This window comes from Arthrobacter sp. sptzw42, from assembly GCF_059089685.1.
In genome coordinates this window covers 65,065-84,083 of record NZ_JBNHEX010000009.1, presented here as the reverse complement: position 1 = coordinate 84,083, position 19,019 = coordinate 65,065, and the positions used below count along the sequence as shown (strand labels likewise).

Annotated in this window: 11 protein-coding genes and 1 pseudogene; 3 read left to right on the top strand and 9 right to left on the bottom strand. The window is 67.4% G+C overall.

The genetic code is table 11. The features are described from left to right. Positions 1-26: 26 nt before the first annotated feature. From AC5RT4_RS12480 to AC5RT4_RS12470, 3 genes are read right to left on the bottom strand one after another with little or no spacing between them, the layout of a single operon-like run. Positions 27-857, bottom strand: a complete 831-nt coding sequence (locus AC5RT4_RS12480) for an Fpg/Nei family DNA glycosylase (protein ID WP_494105934.1) — start codon at positions 855-857, stop codon at positions 27-29. Further along, positions 850-5,976 carry an Lhr family helicase gene (locus AC5RT4_RS12475; protein WP_494105933.1) on the bottom strand — a complete coding sequence of 1,709 codons (5,127 nt, stop codon included), beginning with the start codon at positions 5,974-5,976 and terminating at the stop codon, positions 850-852. Before AC5RT4_RS12475 ends, AC5RT4_RS12480 begins: the two co-directional genes overlap by 8 nt. A 56-nt stretch (positions 5,977-6,032) precedes the next feature. Further along, a complete protein-coding gene (locus AC5RT4_RS12470; protein ID WP_494105932.1) occupies positions 6,033-7,559 on the bottom strand; it encodes an FAD-dependent oxidoreductase in 1,527 nt (508 codons plus the stop codon). 181 nt (positions 7,560-7,740) lie between these two features. Here AC5RT4_RS12470 and AC5RT4_RS12465 point away from each other — a divergent pair, with 181 nt between their 5' ends. Next, a complete protein-coding gene (locus AC5RT4_RS12465) occupies positions 7,741-8,211 on the top strand; it encodes a DUF4383 domain-containing protein (protein ID WP_494040697.1) in 471 nt (156 codons plus the stop codon). Positions 8,212-8,350: 139 nt separating this feature from the next. On the opposite strand, the gene AC5RT4_RS12460 is transcribed toward AC5RT4_RS12465, so the two are convergent. The 4 genes from AC5RT4_RS12460 to AC5RT4_RS12445 form a co-directional block, all read right to left on the bottom strand. Then, positions 8,351-8,962, bottom strand: a complete 612-nt coding sequence (locus AC5RT4_RS12460) for a DUF4232 domain-containing protein (protein ID WP_494105931.1) — start codon at positions 8,960-8,962, stop codon at positions 8,351-8,353. Between the two features lie 138 nt (positions 8,963-9,100). Next, positions 9,101-9,853 (bottom strand): YcnI family copper-binding membrane protein, encoded by a 753-nt coding sequence (locus tag AC5RT4_RS12455; RefSeq protein WP_494105930.1) that lies wholly within the window; start codon positions 9,851-9,853, stop codon positions 9,101-9,103. Positions 9,854-9,949: 96 nt separating this feature from the next. Next, positions 9,950-10,576, bottom strand: coding sequence for a hypothetical protein (locus AC5RT4_RS12450; protein ID WP_494105929.1), 627 nt, complete (start codon positions 10,574-10,576; stop codon positions 9,950-9,952). 145 nt (positions 10,577-10,721) lie between these two features. Further along, positions 10,722-11,795, bottom strand: a complete 1,074-nt coding sequence (locus tag AC5RT4_RS12445; RefSeq protein WP_494105928.1) for an NAD(P)H-dependent flavin oxidoreductase — start codon at positions 11,793-11,795, stop codon at positions 10,722-10,724. A gap of 116 nt (positions 11,796-11,911) precedes the next feature. On the opposite strand from AC5RT4_RS12445, the gene AC5RT4_RS12440 reads away from it, so the two are divergent. After that, complete coding sequence (locus AC5RT4_RS12440; protein ID WP_494105927.1) at positions 11,912-12,256, top strand: hypothetical protein; 345 nt, start codon at positions 11,912-11,914, stop codon at positions 12,254-12,256. Positions 12,257-12,298: 42 nt separating this feature from the next. Further along, positions 12,299-12,531, top strand: a pseudogene (locus tag AC5RT4_RS12435) (glucuronate isomerase); the annotation flags it as partial. An 83-nt stretch (positions 12,532-12,614) separates the two neighbouring features. Here the strand turns inward: AC5RT4_RS12435 and AC5RT4_RS12430 are convergent. Then, positions 12,615-14,594, bottom strand: coding sequence for a serine/threonine-protein kinase (locus AC5RT4_RS12430; protein WP_494105926.1), 1,980 nt, complete (start codon positions 14,592-14,594; stop codon positions 12,615-12,617). A gap of 84 nt (positions 14,595-14,678) precedes the next feature. Then, positions 14,679-18,992 (bottom strand): type VII secretion EssC family protein, encoded by a 4,314-nt coding sequence (locus AC5RT4_RS12425; RefSeq protein WP_494105925.1) that lies wholly within the window; start codon positions 18,990-18,992, stop codon positions 14,679-14,681. Positions 18,993-19,019: the final 27 nt, after the last annotated feature.

The following is a 19,019-nucleotide window of genomic DNA, read 5'->3' as shown; positions in this document are numbered from 1 at the left end:
GCGGCCGGAATGCCCGCCCGGGAATCCTACGGCAGGAGCGGCTGGCACTGGGGACAGAAGTAAATGTCCCTTTCTTCCTCGCCGTTCAACTTCCCCAACAGGCCGCGCCGAATGGGTGTTCCGCATTTCAGGCACGGCTGGTGTTCCCGGCGGTACACCCAGTACCCGGGCCGCCCGGCCATTCTTCCTACCGGCATGCCTTTTGCGTTGAGGATAGTCACGCGGCGCCCGGGGCCAAGGTTTACTTCCAGCAGCTGTTTGGCGTCGGTCATCATGGTCCGCACATCCTGGACTGCGGATACCGGGGACGCAGGATGCACGTTGGAGAGGAAGCACGTTTCACAGCGGTAGATGTTGCCGATGCCAGCGAGGTTGCGCTGGTCCAGGAGGGCGACCCCGATGGGGACGTCAGGGGCAGCACGGACCCGGCGCTCGGCTTCGTCCAGGTCCCAGTCCGGGCCCAGGAGGTCAGGGCCGAGGAACCCGACAATCGAGTCCTCATTTGCTGTGGCAACCACCTCAACCACGCCCAGTGAGAAACCGACCGCGTCCGCCACCGGTGTGCGCAGCACGCACCGGGCCGTGTATCCCGGCTTCCGCCACCTGCCGCCCGGCGGGTAAACCTGCCAGGTTCCCTCCATTTTCAGGTGCGAATGGATTGTGAGTTTTTTGTCCTCGGGGCCCTCCACCCGCATGAGCAGGTGTTTGCCCCGGGCCAGGACTTCGGCCATTGTCCAGCCAGCCAGGTTCAGTGTGGCGAAGCGGGGCACACGGAAATCGGAGGCCAAAAGTTTCTGCCCGGCCAAGGCCTGGTGCAATTGGTGGGCTGCCCGCCAGACCGAGTCCCCTTCAGGCACGGATCCTCAGTCCCTTCGGGGTGGAGTAGGCGCCGGCCGAGCTCAGGGCGGCGGCAACAGAGGTGTCCAGGATCCCGTGCCCGTTCACCTTCTCCATGATCAGCTTGTCGACGGCGCCGCGGGTCACCACGCCCACCAACGCTGTGCCCGCTGCGGCGAGGATTTCGTCGTCGTCGCTGAAGGCCAGCAGTGTCTTTCCGCCCCGCTCCACGTACAGCACCAGCGCCCCGTCCACCAGCACCACCAGTGCGCCCGCCTTCCGTCCGGGGCGGTGCCCTGTTCCGGCTTCGTCATGGAGTGCCGGCCACGGGAGGGCAGCGCCGTAGGGGTTGGCGGGATCGGTGGCGGCCAGGGCAAGGGCCACCGGTTCGGGCTTTGCGAGTTGGGTGTCCTCCGAATATGAACGCAGCCGGTCAACGGTGGCGGGAACGGCGAATTGGGCTGCTCCAAGGTGCTCAATGAAGTAGCCGCGGCGGCATCGGCCGGCTTCCTCCAGCCGTGCCAAGACTTTGTACATCAAGCCGAAACCGCCAAGGATCTGTTCTGCCATCACCGAACCGCGGGTGACCACGCCGTACCGGTCCAGCAGGAGTTCGGCAGTGGCCCGGGCGTGGATGGTGGGGTCCAGTTCGGGCTGCGGAAGGGCGGACCAGCGCCCTGCTGCCATGGGAGGGGTGGCCGCACCGGCTGATGCGCCGTATCGTCCGCCGCCCGCTCCGGCCGAGCCCAACAGCCCGGTTCCATGGGAACGGCCGAGGCGGCTCAGCCGCGGTGCCCTTGCCCTGGGCGCCCGGGCAACCTGGCGGTGGGCGGTGTGGCCGCCCGCGATCAGCGCCCGGACGGGGGCGAAGGTGTCCCCCGTGATGCAACCGGCCCACACCAGGTCCCACAGGGTGGTCACCACTTCCTGGTCACTGAGGACGGAGTCCATGCCACCGGCCACCTCGGTCAGCTGCCGGAAAAAGTATCCGCCGCCGTTGTTCCGAAGGTGTTCCAGGAGCCGCAGCTGGGCGTCCCCCGGTTCGTAGTCGATGGCCGGGTTCAGCGTCAGCTCGGCGGAATCGGCAAGGTGCAGGCTGATCCAGCCGTCGTTGCCGGGAAGCGCTCCCGCTCCGGACCAAAGAACCTCGCCGGTGGCCATGAGTTCATCGAGCATGGCCGGTTGGTAGTTGGAGACTCGGCTTGCCAGGATCAGGGGCTCCCAGGCGGAGGCAGGGACCGGGACACCGGAGAGTTGGTCGATGGCTGTGACGATGCCGTCCAGCCCGCGCAGCGACGGCTGGCCGCGGCCGCTGCCGGGGGTGCGAACGTGCTGCCAGGCGGGAAGGAAGCGGCCGTAGGCTGATGCATCCACAGGTTCCACTTCTGCCCGCAGCGCTGCCAGCGACCGGCGCCGCAGTTTGCGAAGTACCTCCGCATCGCACCACTCACTGACCGGGGCCGGGCCAGGGGGCGGGGCATCAATGGGCGCGGCATCAATCAGCACGGCACCAATTGGCGGGGCATCAGCGGCCGGCGCATCAGCAGCTGGCTCAGTAGGCGCCGGGGCGTCTGAGGTGTGGGGCCGGAACTCGCCTTCGACAACCCGTCCGTCCGCGGCCAGGCGCTTCAGTGCTGTGCTTACCACTGCCACGCCCAGGCCAAGCCGGGTTGCTGCTTCCGCGGCAGTGAAGGGCCCGTGGGTGCGGGCATAGCGGGATACGAGATCGCCCAGGGGATCCGCCACTGGCTCGATAAACGCGAGCGGGACTCCCATGGGAAGGGGTACGCCGATGGCGTCCCGGAGCCGCGCGGCGTCCTCCACCGCTGCAAATCGTTCCACACCGCCGATGTTGACCTTGATGGCGCGGTTGGCGCGTTGCAGCGCCAGCAGGTGCGCCGTGGCCTCCCCGGTGCCGGCATGGGCCATCTCCTGGGCAGGCGCTTCGGCTTCAGCAGGTTCAGCTTCAACGGGCTCAGTTTCGGCTGGCTCCATGTGCACCGGCTCAGCCTCGCGGGCTTCGGAGGCCTGGGTTTCGGCAGGTTGGGCAGCCGCTTCCAGCCGCGCGGCTGCTTCGTCCGGCGCCAGCGGACCGAGGAGCCGCAGCAGGTCCGCGACGCCCTCCATTCCGCGCGCCCGCCGGTCCGGCGCCAAGCGCTGCAGCTCCCGTTCAGTGGCGTCGATGACCCGGGCGTCGAGGAGTTCACGCAGCTCGACGCGTCCCAGCAGTTCGTTGAGGAGGGTGGAATCGAGGGCCAGGGCAGCGGCACGTCGTTCCGCCAGGGGGGAATCGCCCTCGTAAAGGAACTGGGCCACGTAGCCAAACAGGAGCGACTTAGCGAACGGCGACGGCTGGGACGTGGTGGTTTCCACAATCCGCAGCTCACGGCGCTCCACGGATGCGGCGATGTCCTTCAGCGCCGGGAGGTCGTAAACGTCCTGCAGGCATTCCCGAACCGTTTCCAGCACGATGGGGAATGTTGGGTATTTCCGTGCAACGTCCAGCAACTGGGCGGACCGCTGCCGTTGCTGCCACAGCGGCTGCCGCTTTCCGGGTGTCTGCCGCGGAAGCAGCAGGGCACGCGCGGCGCATTCCCGGAAGCGCGAGGCGAAGAGCGCACTGCCGCCCACTTCAGCTGTGACGATTTGTTCCAGTTCCTCGGGATCGAACAGGAACAGTTCTGCCCCGGGCGGCTCGTCCTCCATCATGGGCACGCGCAATACGATGCCGTCGTCGGCGGCCATGGCGGAGCCGTCCATGCCGTACCGCTGGTGGAGCCGCTGGCCCACTGCCAGCGCCCAGGGTGCGTGCACCGGCATGCCGAACGGGCTGTGGAGGATTACCCGCCAGTCGCCCAGTTCGTCGTGGAACCGCTCCACCACCAGCGTGGTGTCACTGGGCACCACCTCGGTGGACTGTTTCTGTTCACTGAGGTACTGGAGCAGGTTGTTGGCGGCGAAGGCGTCCAGGCCGCTGGCCTTGCAGCGCTCCGTGGCCGGCCCGGCGTCGGAGGCTGACAGTTCACGCACGAAAGCGCCAAGGGCGCGGCCCAGATCCACGGGGCGGCCGAGGGAATCACCCTTCCAGAACGGAAGCTTGCCGGGCTGGCCAAAAGCGGGGGAGACCAACACGCGGTCGTGGGTGATGTCCTCGATTTTCCAGCTGGTGGCGCCCAGGGCAAAGACGTCCCCCACGCGTGACTCGTACACCATCTCCTCGTCCAGCTCACCCACCCGGCGGCCGCCCTTAGGGGCAGGCGCGGCCTTGCCGTCGCCGGAGGGCGAAGCCGATCCCTCGGCCTCGGTGCCGATGATGTACACACCGAAGAGCCCGCGGTCCGGGATGGTGCCGCCCGAGGTGACTGCGAGGCGCTGGGCCCCGGGCCTGCCTTCGATGGTGCCCGCATTGCGGTCCCACACGATCCGGGGTCGCAGCTCCGCGAATTCGTCGGAAGGGTAGCGGCCGGCCAGCAGATCCAGCGTCGCCTCGAACGCCGATCGGGGGAGGGAGGCAAACGGGGCCGAGCGGCGGACAGTGGCGAACCACTCCTCAACATCGATGCTGCCCAGCGCCGTCGCAGCCACGGTCTGCTGCGCCAGAATGTCCAGTGGGTTGGCAGGGATGCTAAGGCGTTCGATTTTCCCGCCCAACATCCGTTCCACCGTGATGGCCGTGTGCACCAGGTCTGCCCGGTGCTTCGGGAAGAGGACTCCCTGGGAAACTTCTCCTACCTGGTGTCCGGCACGGCCTACCCGTTGCAGGCCGCTGGCCACCGATGGCGGCGACTCAACCTGCACCACCAGGTCGACGGCTCCCATATCGATGCCAAGTTCCAGCGACGACGTGGCCACGACGCACCGCAGCCGGCCGGACTTGAGGTCGTCCTCAATCAACGCCCGCTGGTCTTTGGAGACGGAGCCGTGGTGGGCGCGGGCCAGCACCGGGTCCGCACCGGCGGAAGTTCCTGCCTGGGCCATCATGTGGGCGGGGGTGGCTGTGGACACCCGCGCCCCGGCGGCCGCGGCGGGAAGCGCGGCGGGTCCTGCCGGAACGGGATCATCCCAGCCCCCGCCCTCCGCCAGCAGTTGCCGCTCCACGTAGATCTCGTTCAGGCGCGCCGTGAGGCGTTCGGACAGGCGGCGGGAGTTGGCGAAAACGATGGTGGACTGGTTGGCCAGCACCAGGTCGACAATTTTTTCCTCCACGTGCGGCCAGATGGATGCGGAGGGCTGCAGGCCGGAGGCCGGACCGGAATCGAATGCTCCCGCAGCGCCCTGGAGATCGGACATGTCCTCCACCGGCACGGAGACTGTGAGGTCCCAGTTCTTCTTCGCTGGCGGGGCAACAATTTCAACCGGCGCCGTGCCTGCAAGGAACTGAGCCACCAGCTCCTTCGGTTCCACGGTGGCGGAGAGCCCGATCCGCTGGGCGGGCTTGGGCAGGAGGGCATCGAGCCGCTCGAGTGAGACGGCGAGGTGGGCTCCGCGCTTGGTCCCGGCCACGGCGTGGACCTCATCGATGATGATGGTGTCCACTTCAGTGAGGGTTTCGCGGGCCCTGGATGTGAGCATCAGGAAAAGCGATTCCGGTGTGGTGATGAGGATGTCCGGCGGGTTGCTCAACAGCGCGCGGCGGTCCGCTGTTGTGGTGTCCCCGGACCGGACCCCGACGGTGGTTGACGGCGCCGGCAGCCCGAGCCGCTTGGCGGTCTGGGTGATGCCGATGAGCGGAGACCGGAGGTTCCGTTCCACGTCCACGCCGAGGGCTTTAAGGGGCGAGATGTACAGGACGCGGGTCTTGCGTTTGGGTGCGCGGGGGCGCTTGCCTTTCGCCGGGCCCTTCCCCGCTGCAGCCTCCGAAGGCGCAGGGTCCGTGGCTGCGGCCTGCGGCACTTCAGCAGCGGAAACAAGCAGGCGGTCCAGCGCCCACAGGAACGCGGCGAGGGTCTTTCCCGAGCCCGTGGGGGCGACCACCAGCACGTGCGACCCGGAGGAGATGGCGTGCCAGGCTCCGTTCTGGGCCGGCGTCGGCTCCGAGAAGGCGCCCAGGAACCAGTCGCGTGTGGGCTGGCTGAACCGGGCCATGGGCGCTCCGGCGCCGGAGTCCCTCAAAGTGCCGGCGGGCTGTTCCTGCGTCATGCCTCCATCATGCCCCAGGCCACCGACAGTGGTGCCGGTGTTCCCCTTGCCTGGGCTCAAGCCTTTCCTGCGACCGGAAGGTCCCTTGTGGCCGGACCTTCGAGGCGTTTCCCGTTGCTGTCGAAGCGGGAACCGTGCAGCGGGCAGTCCCAAGTCAGCTCACTGTCGTTCCAGTGCAGGATGCCGCCCAAATGTGTGCAGACGGCTGACAGCTTGCAGGTGGTTCCCTCGACGGTGGAGACGGCGACCGGTTTTGATCCTTCCCGGTAAACCTTGCCCTCTCCCTCGGACGGAACCACCGGAGCGGGTGCGGGTGCCGGCTCTTTCCTGTCCTTCCGCAGGCCCTCGGCCGCTACCTGCCCCCAGCCGGCAGCAAGCTTGGCTGCTACTCCTGCATTAAGCGCGACGGCGGACAGGGCTCCCGAGGGCGAGGTGACCCGGTGGTGGATGGTGTCCGCCCAGGGTACATTTCCGCCGAGAATGTCGGCCGAAATTCCGACGGCGGCGGCCACGGCGTTTGTCATGCCCCATTTGTTGTAGCCCGTGCCGAAGTAGATGTGGCCCTTGCCCCTTGGGAACTTGCCAAAGAAGGGCATGAGGTTGGTGGGCATGTAGTCCTGCGCGGACCAGGTGTGGGTGGCGGCCGCACCGGGGTAGTGTTGCGCTGCCCAGTCCAGGAGGCTGCCCAGGTGGTGTTTTTCCGACCGTGCGCGGCCCACGTGGTGCCCGTGCCCGCCCACCAGGAGCAGCCGGCGGCCGTCCACCTCGTAGTCGCGCAGCGAATGCGTCGGCTGCTCAACCGAGATGTACATACCCGGGGGAGGAGACTGGTCCTCCTTCAGCTGCAGTGCGGCAGCGTAGGAACGGCTGGGCTTGAGCTTGGCGAAGTACAGTCCCCGGTCCAGCACCGGGATGCCGGTTGCCAGCACTACCTCGTTGGCGGTGACGGTGCCGCGGTCTGTGTGCACGGTGGCCGGGCCGGCGCCGGTAACGTCCTGCAGCCGTACGCCGCCCACGATTGAGCCGCCGCGGCCGCGGATGTCCGCCAACAGCGTGTTCAGCACCTCCACTGGGTTGATTTGCGCCTGGCCCGCGAGGCGTACGGCGCCGTGGACGGGAAACGGCAGCCCGGCGTCGCGCACGTATTCCATGTCCAGCCCCGCGGTGGTGCCGGCGCTGACCTCTTCGCGGAGCTTTTCCGTTCCCTGCGCGGACGCCGCATAGGTATAGGCGTCCCGGGTCTGGAAGGGAACCTTGTGTTCTTCGAGGTACCGCAGCAGCCACGCCTGTCCTTCGCGGTTGCCATCCACGTACGCCTGCACCTGCTTCTGCGAGTACTGGCGGGCCAGCTGCGACAGGAAAGTTCCCTGCAGCAGGGTTACTTTGGCGGTGGTGTTACCAGTAGTCACGGCCCCGGGGTACCGCGCCTCCAGCACCAGGACATTTTGCCCCGAACGGGCCAGCAGGAGCGCGGTTACCAGACCGGTCAGTCCTGCCCCGGCCACCACGGTGTCATAGCTGCTTCCGGGCTCAAACGGATCAGACGTAAAGGTCTCTGCGCGGTCCAACCAAATTGACGTCATCCCAGTTCAGCCTGCCTTTTGGTCCAGGCCCTGACGGGCCGTTTGTGATGTGTCTGTTATAGATCCTGATCTATGCGGGGCGTAGTTGCTAAGTATACTTATGATGTCGGTGTTTAAGTCTATGGTTCAGGCGCAACCCGGCAGCCATGATGTGAACGAGAACGACAAAGCAGGAGTAACCATGACAAGCATGAGTTCTGACGGTCGCACTGGCGCCCGTACAAACATCCAAAAAGCTGCCCTTGCCGTGGGCGCAGTGTTCCTCCTGGTGGGCGTCCTGGGCTTCATTCCGGGCATCACCTCCAACTACGAGACCATGGGCTTCGCGGGGCATGAGTCCCAAGCCCTGCTGCTGGGCATTTTCCAGGTGTCCATCCTGCACAACATCGTCCACCTGCTGTTTGGCGCAGCCGGCATCGCTATGGCCCGCAGCGCTGCCCAGTCCAGGAACTACCTGCTGGTGGGCGGCGCCATCTACCTGGTCCTCTGGCTCTACGGCCTGCTGATCGGTCACGACACGCCGGCCAACTTCGTCCCGGTCAACACCGCGGACAACTGGCTGCACTTTGTCCTGGGGCTGGGCATGATCGGGCTCGGCGTGGCTCTGTCCCGCGGAACCGCCCGCACCGGACGCGCCACCACCGCCCACTAACCCAACCCAACGCCCCACGGGGCGAAACCAAATGCAGGCGGCCCGGCACCTTGCCGGACCGCCTGCATTTGTGTGTGCACGCGTTCCCAAGTTGCTTCCACCGGTAACCGGAGGAAACAGGAGGGGCAGCTGGAAATTCCTAGGCTGGCTGGAAAGCCCCGATGGTCAGCAGGGTGATTTCAGCGTTGCTGCAGGCCTTCGTCGGCTGGGGCAGGAACATGGATGCTGTGTCTTCCGGCGGGTAGATCCGGTAGCCGGCGGCATCCGCCATGGCGCAGTCCGGGTAGTTCCCGGCCTGGGTATAGCGCAGGACTGCCGAGCCCGTTTGGCCGGGGGCGAGCAGGACGTCGGCCGGTGCTGTGGCTTCATCGCGGGTGGCCGGGGCGCCGATGGGTGCACCGTCGGCTTCAGCGGTCAGGGACACTCCGGCATAACCCCGAAGGACGCAGGCTGCAGAGCCGGTGTTGGTGAGGTTGAGCTTCATGTAAACACTGCCCGCTGCTCCGCCGCCTGATGCATCCGTGGCGGCCGAAAGGTTCGCTGCCTTACACAGGGCCGGTGGCCCGGAATTGGCCATCGCTGACGCCGTTGCGGAGGGCGTTTCCGACGGCGTCCCTTGCGCCGTCGGTGAAGCCGCCGCTGAACTGGGGCTGGCAGAGTTGGTGGCCGGGGGCGCCGTCGGCTGTGCCTGGGGCTGGCTGGGGCCGCACCCGCCGAGCATCAGGGCGGCCGCCGCGGCCGCTGTCGTCATGACCAACCCATGTGAAATTCGCTGTGACCTCATGGCACCACCTTTGCGGCGGCTCCCGGCCGCGTCAATGATGCCACGAGGCGAGCCGGCGTTTTGATGCCCGGATCGTGATGATCCGGGGCACCAAAGCACCTTGTCCTACTTGACGGATGCCCCTGCTGCGTTACGGCGCGTGCCGCTGCGAAGGAAGGCCGCGCCGCCCAGCACCAGGCCGGCGAGACCCGCTGCCAGCCCTGCCCAGCTGCGGGCGCCGGCCCCGTTGTCCGTTACTGACGCCTGCTCGGTGGCGGGGCTTTCAGCGGTGTGGGATGCTGCGGCGGCCCCGTCATGTCCTTCTGCGGCGGCAGCCTCAGTGACGGTGACGGAGGGCGCGGGTGCCTCCAGCGAGTGCGGGTCCTGCCCGTCCTTGGCAATCTCCGACCAGTCCGTCTGACCGGTCTCGCAGCTCTGGAGGGTGGGGAAGTACAGCGTGGTCCCGGCTGCATCGGGAAGTTTCACCGAAAGCACCAGCGCATCCCGCAGTTCGTGTGCCAGCGGCGTTTTTGCGGTGTAGATAATCTGGCTGGTGCGCTTGGTGATGGAGGTGCCGTCGGGGAGCTTCCTTGGCTCAGCGAGCTGCTCGGTGACCTTCTCCACCGTCCAGTTGGGGTTGACGGTGGGTTGTGCATCGTTCAGTTCCTGGGGCAGCGTAATGGCAACCTTCGTGGTGCCTGAGGTGTCGCAGCCGTGCGGAATGCCGAAGGTGAGCAGGGCGTAGGAGTTGGCGTCGGTCTTGTCCGGCGTCACGCCGACGTGGGCCGTTGCTCCGCCTGCGGCGGTGAGCAGGAGGGCTGCGGTGGTGCCGGTGACGGCGGCAGTTTTGAGGGTGCGGCGAAGAGCTGAAACGTTCATGGGGTTGCCTTTCAGGCGTGCTCCCCTCCGGGCCGGATGCGGCCGGGAGCACAAACAGTTGGGGACGCCGCCGCGGAAGAAGGTGCGGGGCGGGTTCTAGCGGGACAGTACGACGGCGGCAGGCGGGCCTCGCCGGCTGTCTTGCCGAAGGTTCCGCCAGGGACTCAGCGGCACCGGGAAAGCCGGGAAGGACGCTGTAGCGGGCGGGACTGCGTCGGGCGCCACCGCACGGGGAAGCGCCACCAGCGGCCGCAGCCAGGCGGAAAGTGCCCACAGCGCCGCCTCGCCCCTGGCGAGCAGGACTGCGCAGACCACCGTGGCCAGGGCGTGCGCGGCCAGCATCAGGGGGCCGTTCGCTGCGTCCCCTTCATGGAGATGGGCAGCGGCGGGAGCCAGGATGCCGGCACCCGGAAAGTGGCCCTCGTGGGAGGCGGCAGTAATTGGTCCTGCCTCGGCGACGGGCGGGCCGAAAGCTGTGAACAGCTCATGCAGGACAAGTTGCCCGCCGCCGAGCAGGGCGGCCATCGAGGGAAACCCAAGCCGGTGTCGCGTGGCCGAGGTGCTGGCCAGGGCCGTCAGTGCCAGGACTGCCAGCAGGATGGCCGGGGCCGGAAGCTCCCCGCCGCCGGCGAGGTGTGCCCCGGCGGCGAGCGCCAGGATGACGGTGGCCATGGCGGACGAGCGGAGGAAATGGAAAGGGGGCCGCGGACGGTTGGTGCGCACGGCTTCTCCCTTCCCGGTTACCCGGCCGCAACGAGGGCGGGTACGGGTCGGCTGACAGTCGTTCAGATTCTATCGATGATTCACTGTAGATTCGTGCCGGCAGCGGGGGCCGGGCCGGATCATGCGGGGGCCGGGTGGTCTGGCATCACCGGGTACCGGCCTGCAGCTCGGCAAGAACCTCCGCTGCGGTGCCGCAACGCAGCAACGGCGCTGACTGCCCGGCCCACAGGGACATGAGCTCGGTGTTTTCCCTTTTGGCTGCCTCCGGTCTGAACCGGCCGGTCAGCCAATTTTGCACCGGGAACGGGGCGATGCGGCCGGCTTCCTCGAGCTCGGCAACAATGCGGTTGGGGATGCCGCGCGCCAACCGGCCGCTCAGGGCGCGGGTCAGCACCGTGTGTGCTGCTGCGGGGCTGCGCAGCACTTCCCGGTAAGCGGGAACGGCAGCGGACTCACGCGTGGCCAGGAAAGCCGTTCCCACCTGCACCGCCACAGCGCCCAAAGCCATGGCCGCCGCGAAGCCGCGACGGTCCGCGATTCCGCCCGCCGCGATCACGGGAATTGAGACGGCGTCGGCCACCTGCGGGACTAGGGCGAACGTGCCCACAAGTGACTCTTCCGCTGGCCGCAGGAAGGACACCCGGTGGCCCCCGGACTCCATTCCACTGGCTACGACGGCGTCAACGCCCCCTGCCTCCAGCGCCACAGCTTCCGCTGCAGTGGTGGCGGTTCCGACCACTGTGATACCGCGGCGGTGCGCTTCATCAACAACGTCCGGTGCGGGCACACCAAAGACAAAGCTCACGACGGCGGGGCGCGCCTCCAGCACCGCTTCCACCTGTTCGCCGTAATCGGGCATGTACCGGGCGGGCATGTCCGGAAGGGGTAAGCCCAGTTCCTCGAAGTACGGCTTCAGGACACTGACCTGGCGGTCGAAATCTTCCTGTGGCAGGGCAGCTGTTTCGCTGCCGTTGGGCACCCACAGGTTCAAGGCGAATGGCTTGCCGGTGGCGGCACGAAGTTCGGCTGCCGTCCTATGGATGGCACCGGCGTCGTACCCGTACAGGCCGTAGGAACCCAGCCCGCCGCCGTCGCTCACTGCCGCTGTGAGCTGTACGGAGGAGACGCCGCCGAACGGGCCAAGGACCACGGGAACGCCGATCCCGAAGAGCTCCGTAATGCTGCCGGCGGAGGCGGAAGGGCGGGGGTGGGCGGTCATGGCAGCTCCCGATGGGTTGTGTGGCTGGGCTCGAACCCAGTCTTGCACTATGTGCCGTCCCACGAGGGGCGACGCTAGACTGCTGGCGTACATGTCGGCGACCTAGAGGAGCAGTTATGGAATACACCCGCAGCCAGCAGGAAAAGGCCGTTACCGCCGGTGAACTTGGCCGCAACCACGTCGGCCAGACCATCAGCTTCCATCCGAACGAGTTCACCGTTGTCTTTGGCAAGATCGCCGGGATCGCCCGGACGGAGGCCATGGTTTACCTGTCCCTGGACGGTGTGGGGAACGGCACCCACCTCAAGGATGAATACGACCTGCCGCTCACGCAGGAGGTCTACCTTCCGGTGGATGTGCTCTCCAACGCCGAATCCACCATTAAGGACCTGTTCGGCAAGGTTCAGGAGAACTTGCGCGGAGCGGGCCACAAGGGCGAGGACCAGACGGACCGGCTCTAGCGGAACCAAACAGGAAATTAAACAAGGGAAGCCCCGGCGCTTGTGCCGGGGCTTCCCTTGCTTTGGATCATATCCCCGCACGGCCACGTTGACGCCGCAGTCATCGAGCACAACGCCTCTTTCCGGACCCGGCAGCGCTGCTGGTCGGCCCGGACCGCTACGTTACACACCTGATCCACGCCAACGGTGTTCCGCTGGAACAGCTTCGGGAATCGCACACAACCCAGCCTGACAGCCGTGCGGTGTGGCGCGAGTTCTGCAACGCCTGGCCCTTGGTGAGGTTGTTTGCCAGCGACGCGGGACAGCAGCGTTCCGGGAGGGACACGTAGAGCGCCACGACTATTGACCACTGAGCTGGTTAGTCTCCCGCCTTCTCACGCGATGTGATGTCGAAGCTCGGGGACTGCAGCTCAGTGAAGTTTCCGACGCTGGCACGCACGGTGCACTGTGGGGTTATCTGGAGGGCTGTTACTGTCAGCCCGGAACTGTCCACCGCCAGGGCGCCGCCACAACCGTCGGAGAAGCGCACGCCCTTTTCGCCGCCGGTAACTGCGGTGAGCATCTGCGAGGGCTTCCCTGAAGCGGGACTGACGTAGAGCGGGTTTAACTCGTCTGCGCCGCCGGCCCACACCGGCACCAGGGTGATCTTCAGCGGGCTCGGTGTCACGACGCGCGCCGGTGTGCGCACTTCCAGGCCCTTTAGGCGCTGGACGGGAAATGCGGTGCCCTTAACGGCCGGGTCCTGCGTCGCGGCGATTGTCGCCTGGGATCCGGCACGCAGCCACGCGTCGAGGGCCTGTTGGTCGGCGGGTTCCACCGGCACCTTGGCGGTCACCTGCACGGAACCTCCTGCCGGCACCTCCAACCCTGAGAGCTTCCAACCGCACTCGACGTCAAGGCCGGTGATCGAGGCTTGGTTCCGGCTTACCGAGGCCTCTTCCCAAATGGCCACCGGGCACACGTCCCCCTCCGCAATGCCCGGGATTACCTCCAGGAATTCACCTGACAAGGGCGCCTTTTGTGCTGCGTAGGAGACGGTCAGGCGCGTGTGGCCGGAGGACGGCTCGTACAAGGCAGTGCGTGAGATCGTCAGGCCGGTGGGAACGGCCGCGTCCTGCAGTTGCGCGGACAGCCGGGCGCCGCCACCTGTTGGGTTCTGCTGGCCGGTTGGGGCAAGGAAAACGAACCCCGCAACCATGGCCGCCAGGAGAAGGGCCGCGGTGCCGGCGAGAAGCAGCGCTTTACGCGTACGCCAGAACGGGGTTTCATCCTTGTCCTGCGGAAGGGCCTCCGCCTGGGTGCCCACCTTCCCGCGCGGGAGCGGGCGGACAATGGTGGCGCTGCCCGCCTCCCCGAGAGTGGGAACCTCCCCGCCGTCGTCGGTTGAGGGCGCGGAAGCCAAGGCTGTCAGTTCCGCATCAGTGAAGGCCCCCCGGACCACGGTGGCGGGGCGTTCGACGTCGTCGAAGGCCGCCGGGGCTACCCCATGCGGAAGCGGGGCGCTGCCGGCAAGGCGCGGCACCAGGCGTCGAAGCGTGGCAGCAGCTTCAGCGGCGGTGGGCCTCTGCGCGGGGTCTTTGGACAGCAGGACCTCGAGGATGTCCCATACCTCGTCCTCGACTGGAATCCGTGGCGGGTGGGAGGAAACATGGCGGTAGGCAACCGTGAAGTCCGTCCCCGGTCCGGCAAAAGGAGTGCGCCCGGCGAGGAGTTCGTAGAGCATGACGCCCGTGGAGTACACATCGCCGGCAGGGCCGGACCGGCCCTGGCTGATGAGCTCGGGAGGCATGTACTGCGGGGTTCCGATGAGGCCGGTCGTCTGGCGGATCCTCTCGCCCACCACGTCGGCAATGCCGAAGTCGGAGACCCGGACGTCACCCGGCCCGCAGTCCGGCCAGGGTTGGGCGAGGAGCACATTGTCCGGCTTGATGTCGCGGTGCGTGACGCCCCGCGCGTGAGCGAAAGCCAGGGCATCGAGCACTTCGGCGGCGAGGCTGAGCGCATCCGCGGGACGCAGCGGGCCTGCCTCCTGCACCACGTCACGCAGCGAGCCGCCGGCAACGTAGTCCATGACAATGGCCAGCCGCGCGCCTTCCACCACCATGTCGCGTACTGTGACGATGTGGGAGTCCTGCAACCCAAGCAGCACGGATCGTTCGCGGACAAACCGCTCCACGAGGGACGGATCGTCGGCGTGCTCCGGGCGCAGAACCTTGGCGGCAAATGTCCCGCCTTCGGCCGAGGTGATGGTCCATACCTCGCCGACGGCGCCGGAACCCACCCGCTCGCCGAAGCGGTAGGACGCTCCAAGCGCCTGGCCCGTCTGTGCGAATTGCATACTGTTCTCTCCACGCAGTTGATCTGGGTTACTCACGGCCGCCGCACGCCCGCCCACTTACGTCGCGAGCCTGCGCCCGGGGGATCAGCTCTCGGCACTGACTGCCTGGATCAGCGCCATTTGCCCGCCCACACCGATGTAGCCGCGCCCTGTGGTCATCGCCACCGGTGCCTTTCGCGGGAGGACGGCGCCCAGCAACTCGCCGTCGTAATTAACGTCCGGCTGGAGCAGCACGCCCAGGCGGGATTTGCGGATCGTCTTGGTCCAGTGGCTGTACAGCCCGCGCAGGTCCGCGGCACGCCCCGCCGCGATGACGCACAGCCCCGGCTGCCCGGATGCCACCACACCCGCGATCGATTGATCGACATCCTCGAAGCGCTCAGCGTCGTCGATCAGCAGGAACACCGTACCGCGCTCCAGCCGCAGGGAGGCCAGCAGGGCAGGTACGTCGTCAGCGCCCACTGCCACCCGGTCGAGATCCGCGAGGGCCAGGGGCGAGCGGCGGTCGCAGATGCCCCATACCTTGGCTGGTCCGTGTGCAGAGGCCGCGCCGCGCACGGCTGCGGCCAGGGCAAGCAACAATGTTGATTTTCCCGAACGGGCGGGCCCGGCGACCAACGCGTGCTCGCCCTCGTAAATTTCCAGGAACGCCGGCGAGAGGTCCGCCTCCTGTATACCAACGGGGATAAGCCAGGGCTCCGTCTCAAGCCGCGGTTCCACGCCCAGGTCCAGCATCGTGACGTCGGAAGGCAAGCGCCTGATCGCAGCTGTCTTCGTCGGTGCTTGCGCCCAGCTCTGGCGCACCCGGTCCACCGCGGCCTTCAACCCGATACCGGGCGTGGCCACGTGCATCTGGAGCGACGTGCGCGGGTCCACGCAGCGGCCCGGAAGCTCAGCGGGTATCGCCTTGCCCCGGACGCCGAGCGAGGAATAGTCGTAGTTGTCGGCCAAACGGAAAAGCCACCGCTGCAGTGTCACTTCATTCATGGCTGAGGGCACAGCCTTGGCACGCGTGGTGGAAACGGCGAAAGACAGCCCGAGTGCGGGGCCGTCAGCGTAAGCTCGGTACAGCAAAGCCAGAAGCTGCTGTCCCTCAAAATCCTGGAATTCATCGCGCAGCGAGGCCAGCCCGTCCAACAGCACCACGGTGTGGCGGTGCCCCCCTGGCTTCGCTCGGCGGCTCTCCAGCTCGGTGTGCAGGTGCCGCAGGAAGCGGGCCTGCTGCTCCTTGGCACCGGCACCGGTTCCTACGTACGCCACGGTGTGGGGCAGCCGTTCCAGGGGCTCAAGCTCACGGGAACCCAGATCGAGGATCATCAGGTCCAGCTCGGCCGGATCGGCGTCCTTCGCCAGGGCAAGCGCGATCGAGGCCAGCGCGGTGCTCGTGCCGGAGCCTGCCACGCCCATGAGCATCAAATTCCCCGCGGACAGGTCCCATCCCGCGGCGGACTGGCGTTGCAGGTCGGGCTCGTCCACCAGGGCCACCAGGACGGAGGAGCCCCGGATGCCGCCTACCGCCGGGAGGGGCGCCTGATCGGCAGCAGTATGGGACTGGACATCGGGGGAGTCACCTTCCGGCGCCGGGAGGAAACCGTCCAACTCCACGCGCCGGCCGAGGGCCTCCGGCCAGACCTGCCGCGGAGCAGCGTACCCTTCCTCGGCATTGGCGGCCACGACCGCGTCGATGAGGAGGTCGAGGTCATTATCATCCACGGCGTCAGGCCGCGGGGCAGCGGCAAGCGGCACGGGAACGCCGAACTGGATGATTTCCCGCACTTCCACGGCGGCACCGCCGCCCAGCTGCGCCTGTCCCGTCACGAGGGCCGTCTGCACGGGCGTGATGTCGTCCTGGCCCAGCTTTACAAAGGCCCGGCCCATCTGGGCCCGGCCAATTGCCGAGGCTGCGGGCACACCGATGACATTGTTGGAGTCCTCGCGGCTCTGCACGCGCAGCGCCACCCGAAGGTTCGTGTTCGCGAGGATGTCCTCGCTGACGACGCCCGCCGGGCGCTGCGTCGCCAGGATCATGTGCACGCCCAGGGTCCGGCCCACGGCGCCGACGCTGACCAACGCCTTGAGTACATCCGGGAAGTCCTTGGCGAGCATGGCGAACTCGTCGATCACCAGCAGCAGCCGGGGCATGGGCTCGGCCGGGTTCGTGGCCAGGTAGGCGTTCAGGTTATCGATACCCTCGCCGGCGGCTGCGAAGATCCGCTGTCGGCGCTCCATCTCCGCCTCCAGGGCGCGGAGGGCACGGTCGGCCAGCTGCTCGTCCAGGTTGGAAATTGTGCCGATGGTATGCGGGAGGCGTTCGCACGCCTTGAACGCCGCCCCGCCTTTGAAGTCGACGAGAATAAAGTTCAGGCGGGTCGGATCGTTGCGCGCCGCCAGGCCTGCAACGAGCGAGCGAAGGAACTCGGACTTGCCGGAACCCGTGGTCCCGCCAACCAGGCCGTGAGGGCCGTCTTTGACCAAGTCCAGGGTCAGTGGCCCGTTTTCTCCGGTGCCAATAGGGGTGGAGACTCCCGTGGGGGCCTGCCACAGGCGCCGGATGGTGGTGGAGTCCGGGCGTTCGTAGCCCAGGAGTCCGGGCAGCCGGACCAGGGAGGGCAGCGAGGCCCCCGGCACGTTCAGCTCCGGATCGTCGAAGTGTGCAAGGCGCATTGCACAGCGCAGGGCCTCATCCTGGTCAAGGCCCGCCAGGATGACGTCCTCCACACGACTCAGGTCCCGCGGCTGGTCCACAGTGGCCGCTGCGTCCGCTCCCACCTTGATGATCGTGGTGCAGGAAGCCGGCAGTTGCTCCTCCGACGCGGCGATGACAATGCCGGCCACCCGGACCGGGCGCTGTTGGGGGTTTACATGAACCCCCGGCACGGAGCGGCCCATGCCGAGCAATGCGCGCGCCGGGGCGTCCCTGCCCTCCGTGAGCACCTCGGAGTCCAGGACTACCAGGAGCGCCGGAGTGGGGACATCCTGGACGGTGTCTTTCAGCGTGCGCAGCATGGCGAGGCTCGTCTCGCGGTGCGCAGACATCCAGCGCTGGCCTGTGCTGCTGCCGGCCTGGCGCGTGTGCGGCAGCCATGACGCCCACTCCCATTCATCGGCACGTCCGCTGTCGCAGAAAACTCCGACGGTCAGATCCGCCGGGCCAACGTGTACTGCGGCCTGGGCAAGGAGCGACCGCGCAAGCGCCAGGGTTCCTTCCCGCGGGCCAACCATGCCCACCACTCCAGCATCGGTGAGGTCCACGAGTACGGGCGCGGCCTGCAGGCGTGCGGCCGCCAGGGAGTCCTTCACCCTTTCATCCAGCCGCGAGCCTGCCGTTCGGTCCACATCCGGCGTCCAGGGAACGTCTCCCGTGCCGGCATGCAGGGCCAGGAAATCGTCCGAGTCTGCGCGGCGCTGCCACAAGGACGTGGCAGGGATGGCCGGGCGGCGCACAGTCGTTGCGGGGTCGGGAATCATTCTGTGGCGCCGGGCGGTTTCCGCCTTGGCTGCAACGCGGACCTGCTGTTCGAAATCCTTGAGGGCCCCGGAGAAGCGCTCATCCTCTTCCTTGAGCCCCCGGGCGTGACGGCGCTTCTGTTCGAACCACATGCCCACTGCCATGACAGGGCTGAGCATGGCGAACATCGCGAAGCGCATATCCCCAAGGATCAGCACCATCGCCACGGCCATGACGAGGGGCGCCAGCACAGTGATGTAGCTGAATTTATTGGCTGGGGGCACGTCCCTGGGGCTCGGCGGGACCAGGGGGTCGCCTGCCTGTGCGCGGCCGGGACGGGGCGGCCGGTTGAAGGGGGCCGTTGCCGCCGGTGTGAGGTTGTGCAGGCTGCCCGGGGCCGGTGCAGGCGTCTCATCCAGTGACGGGCGCAGGAGGAGCACCGTGCCGCCCGCGCTGATCGTGGCCGTTTCGGTGACCACAATGCCGTCCTCCGCGACCATTTCGCCGTTAACGAGGGTGCCGTTCGTAGATCCGCCATCCAGCACCCGCACCCCGTCTTCCTCGCGGCGCAGGCGGCAATGGTCCCAGGACGCACTTTCCGTGGGCAGGCTGAGATCGGCGTGGGGTGACCGGCCAATAAGCATCTCCCGTCCCCGCGGGACCTCAACCACCGTGCCGGCGCGGTGACCGCCGGCAAGCGTCACGCTCCAATCCTGTATCCGGTGCGGTGCTTGCCACGGCGCCCGCGAAATGCGGCTGCCTTCCAAAAGGACCAGCTCCGAGGCTGGGGTTGAACCCCGCACCTCGGCCTCGTTCACGAACACCACCTCTTCGGACGCCAGACGGGGCCCGCCGGCGGCCTCCACTAAGTCCGTTAGCGTGATGGCCGGCGCAGCCCGCGCCACCTCGCATTCAAAGCGGCTCCCGTCCAGGTCGATCAGCACACGCACCGAGGCGCTCCTTTATGGTGGAATGGC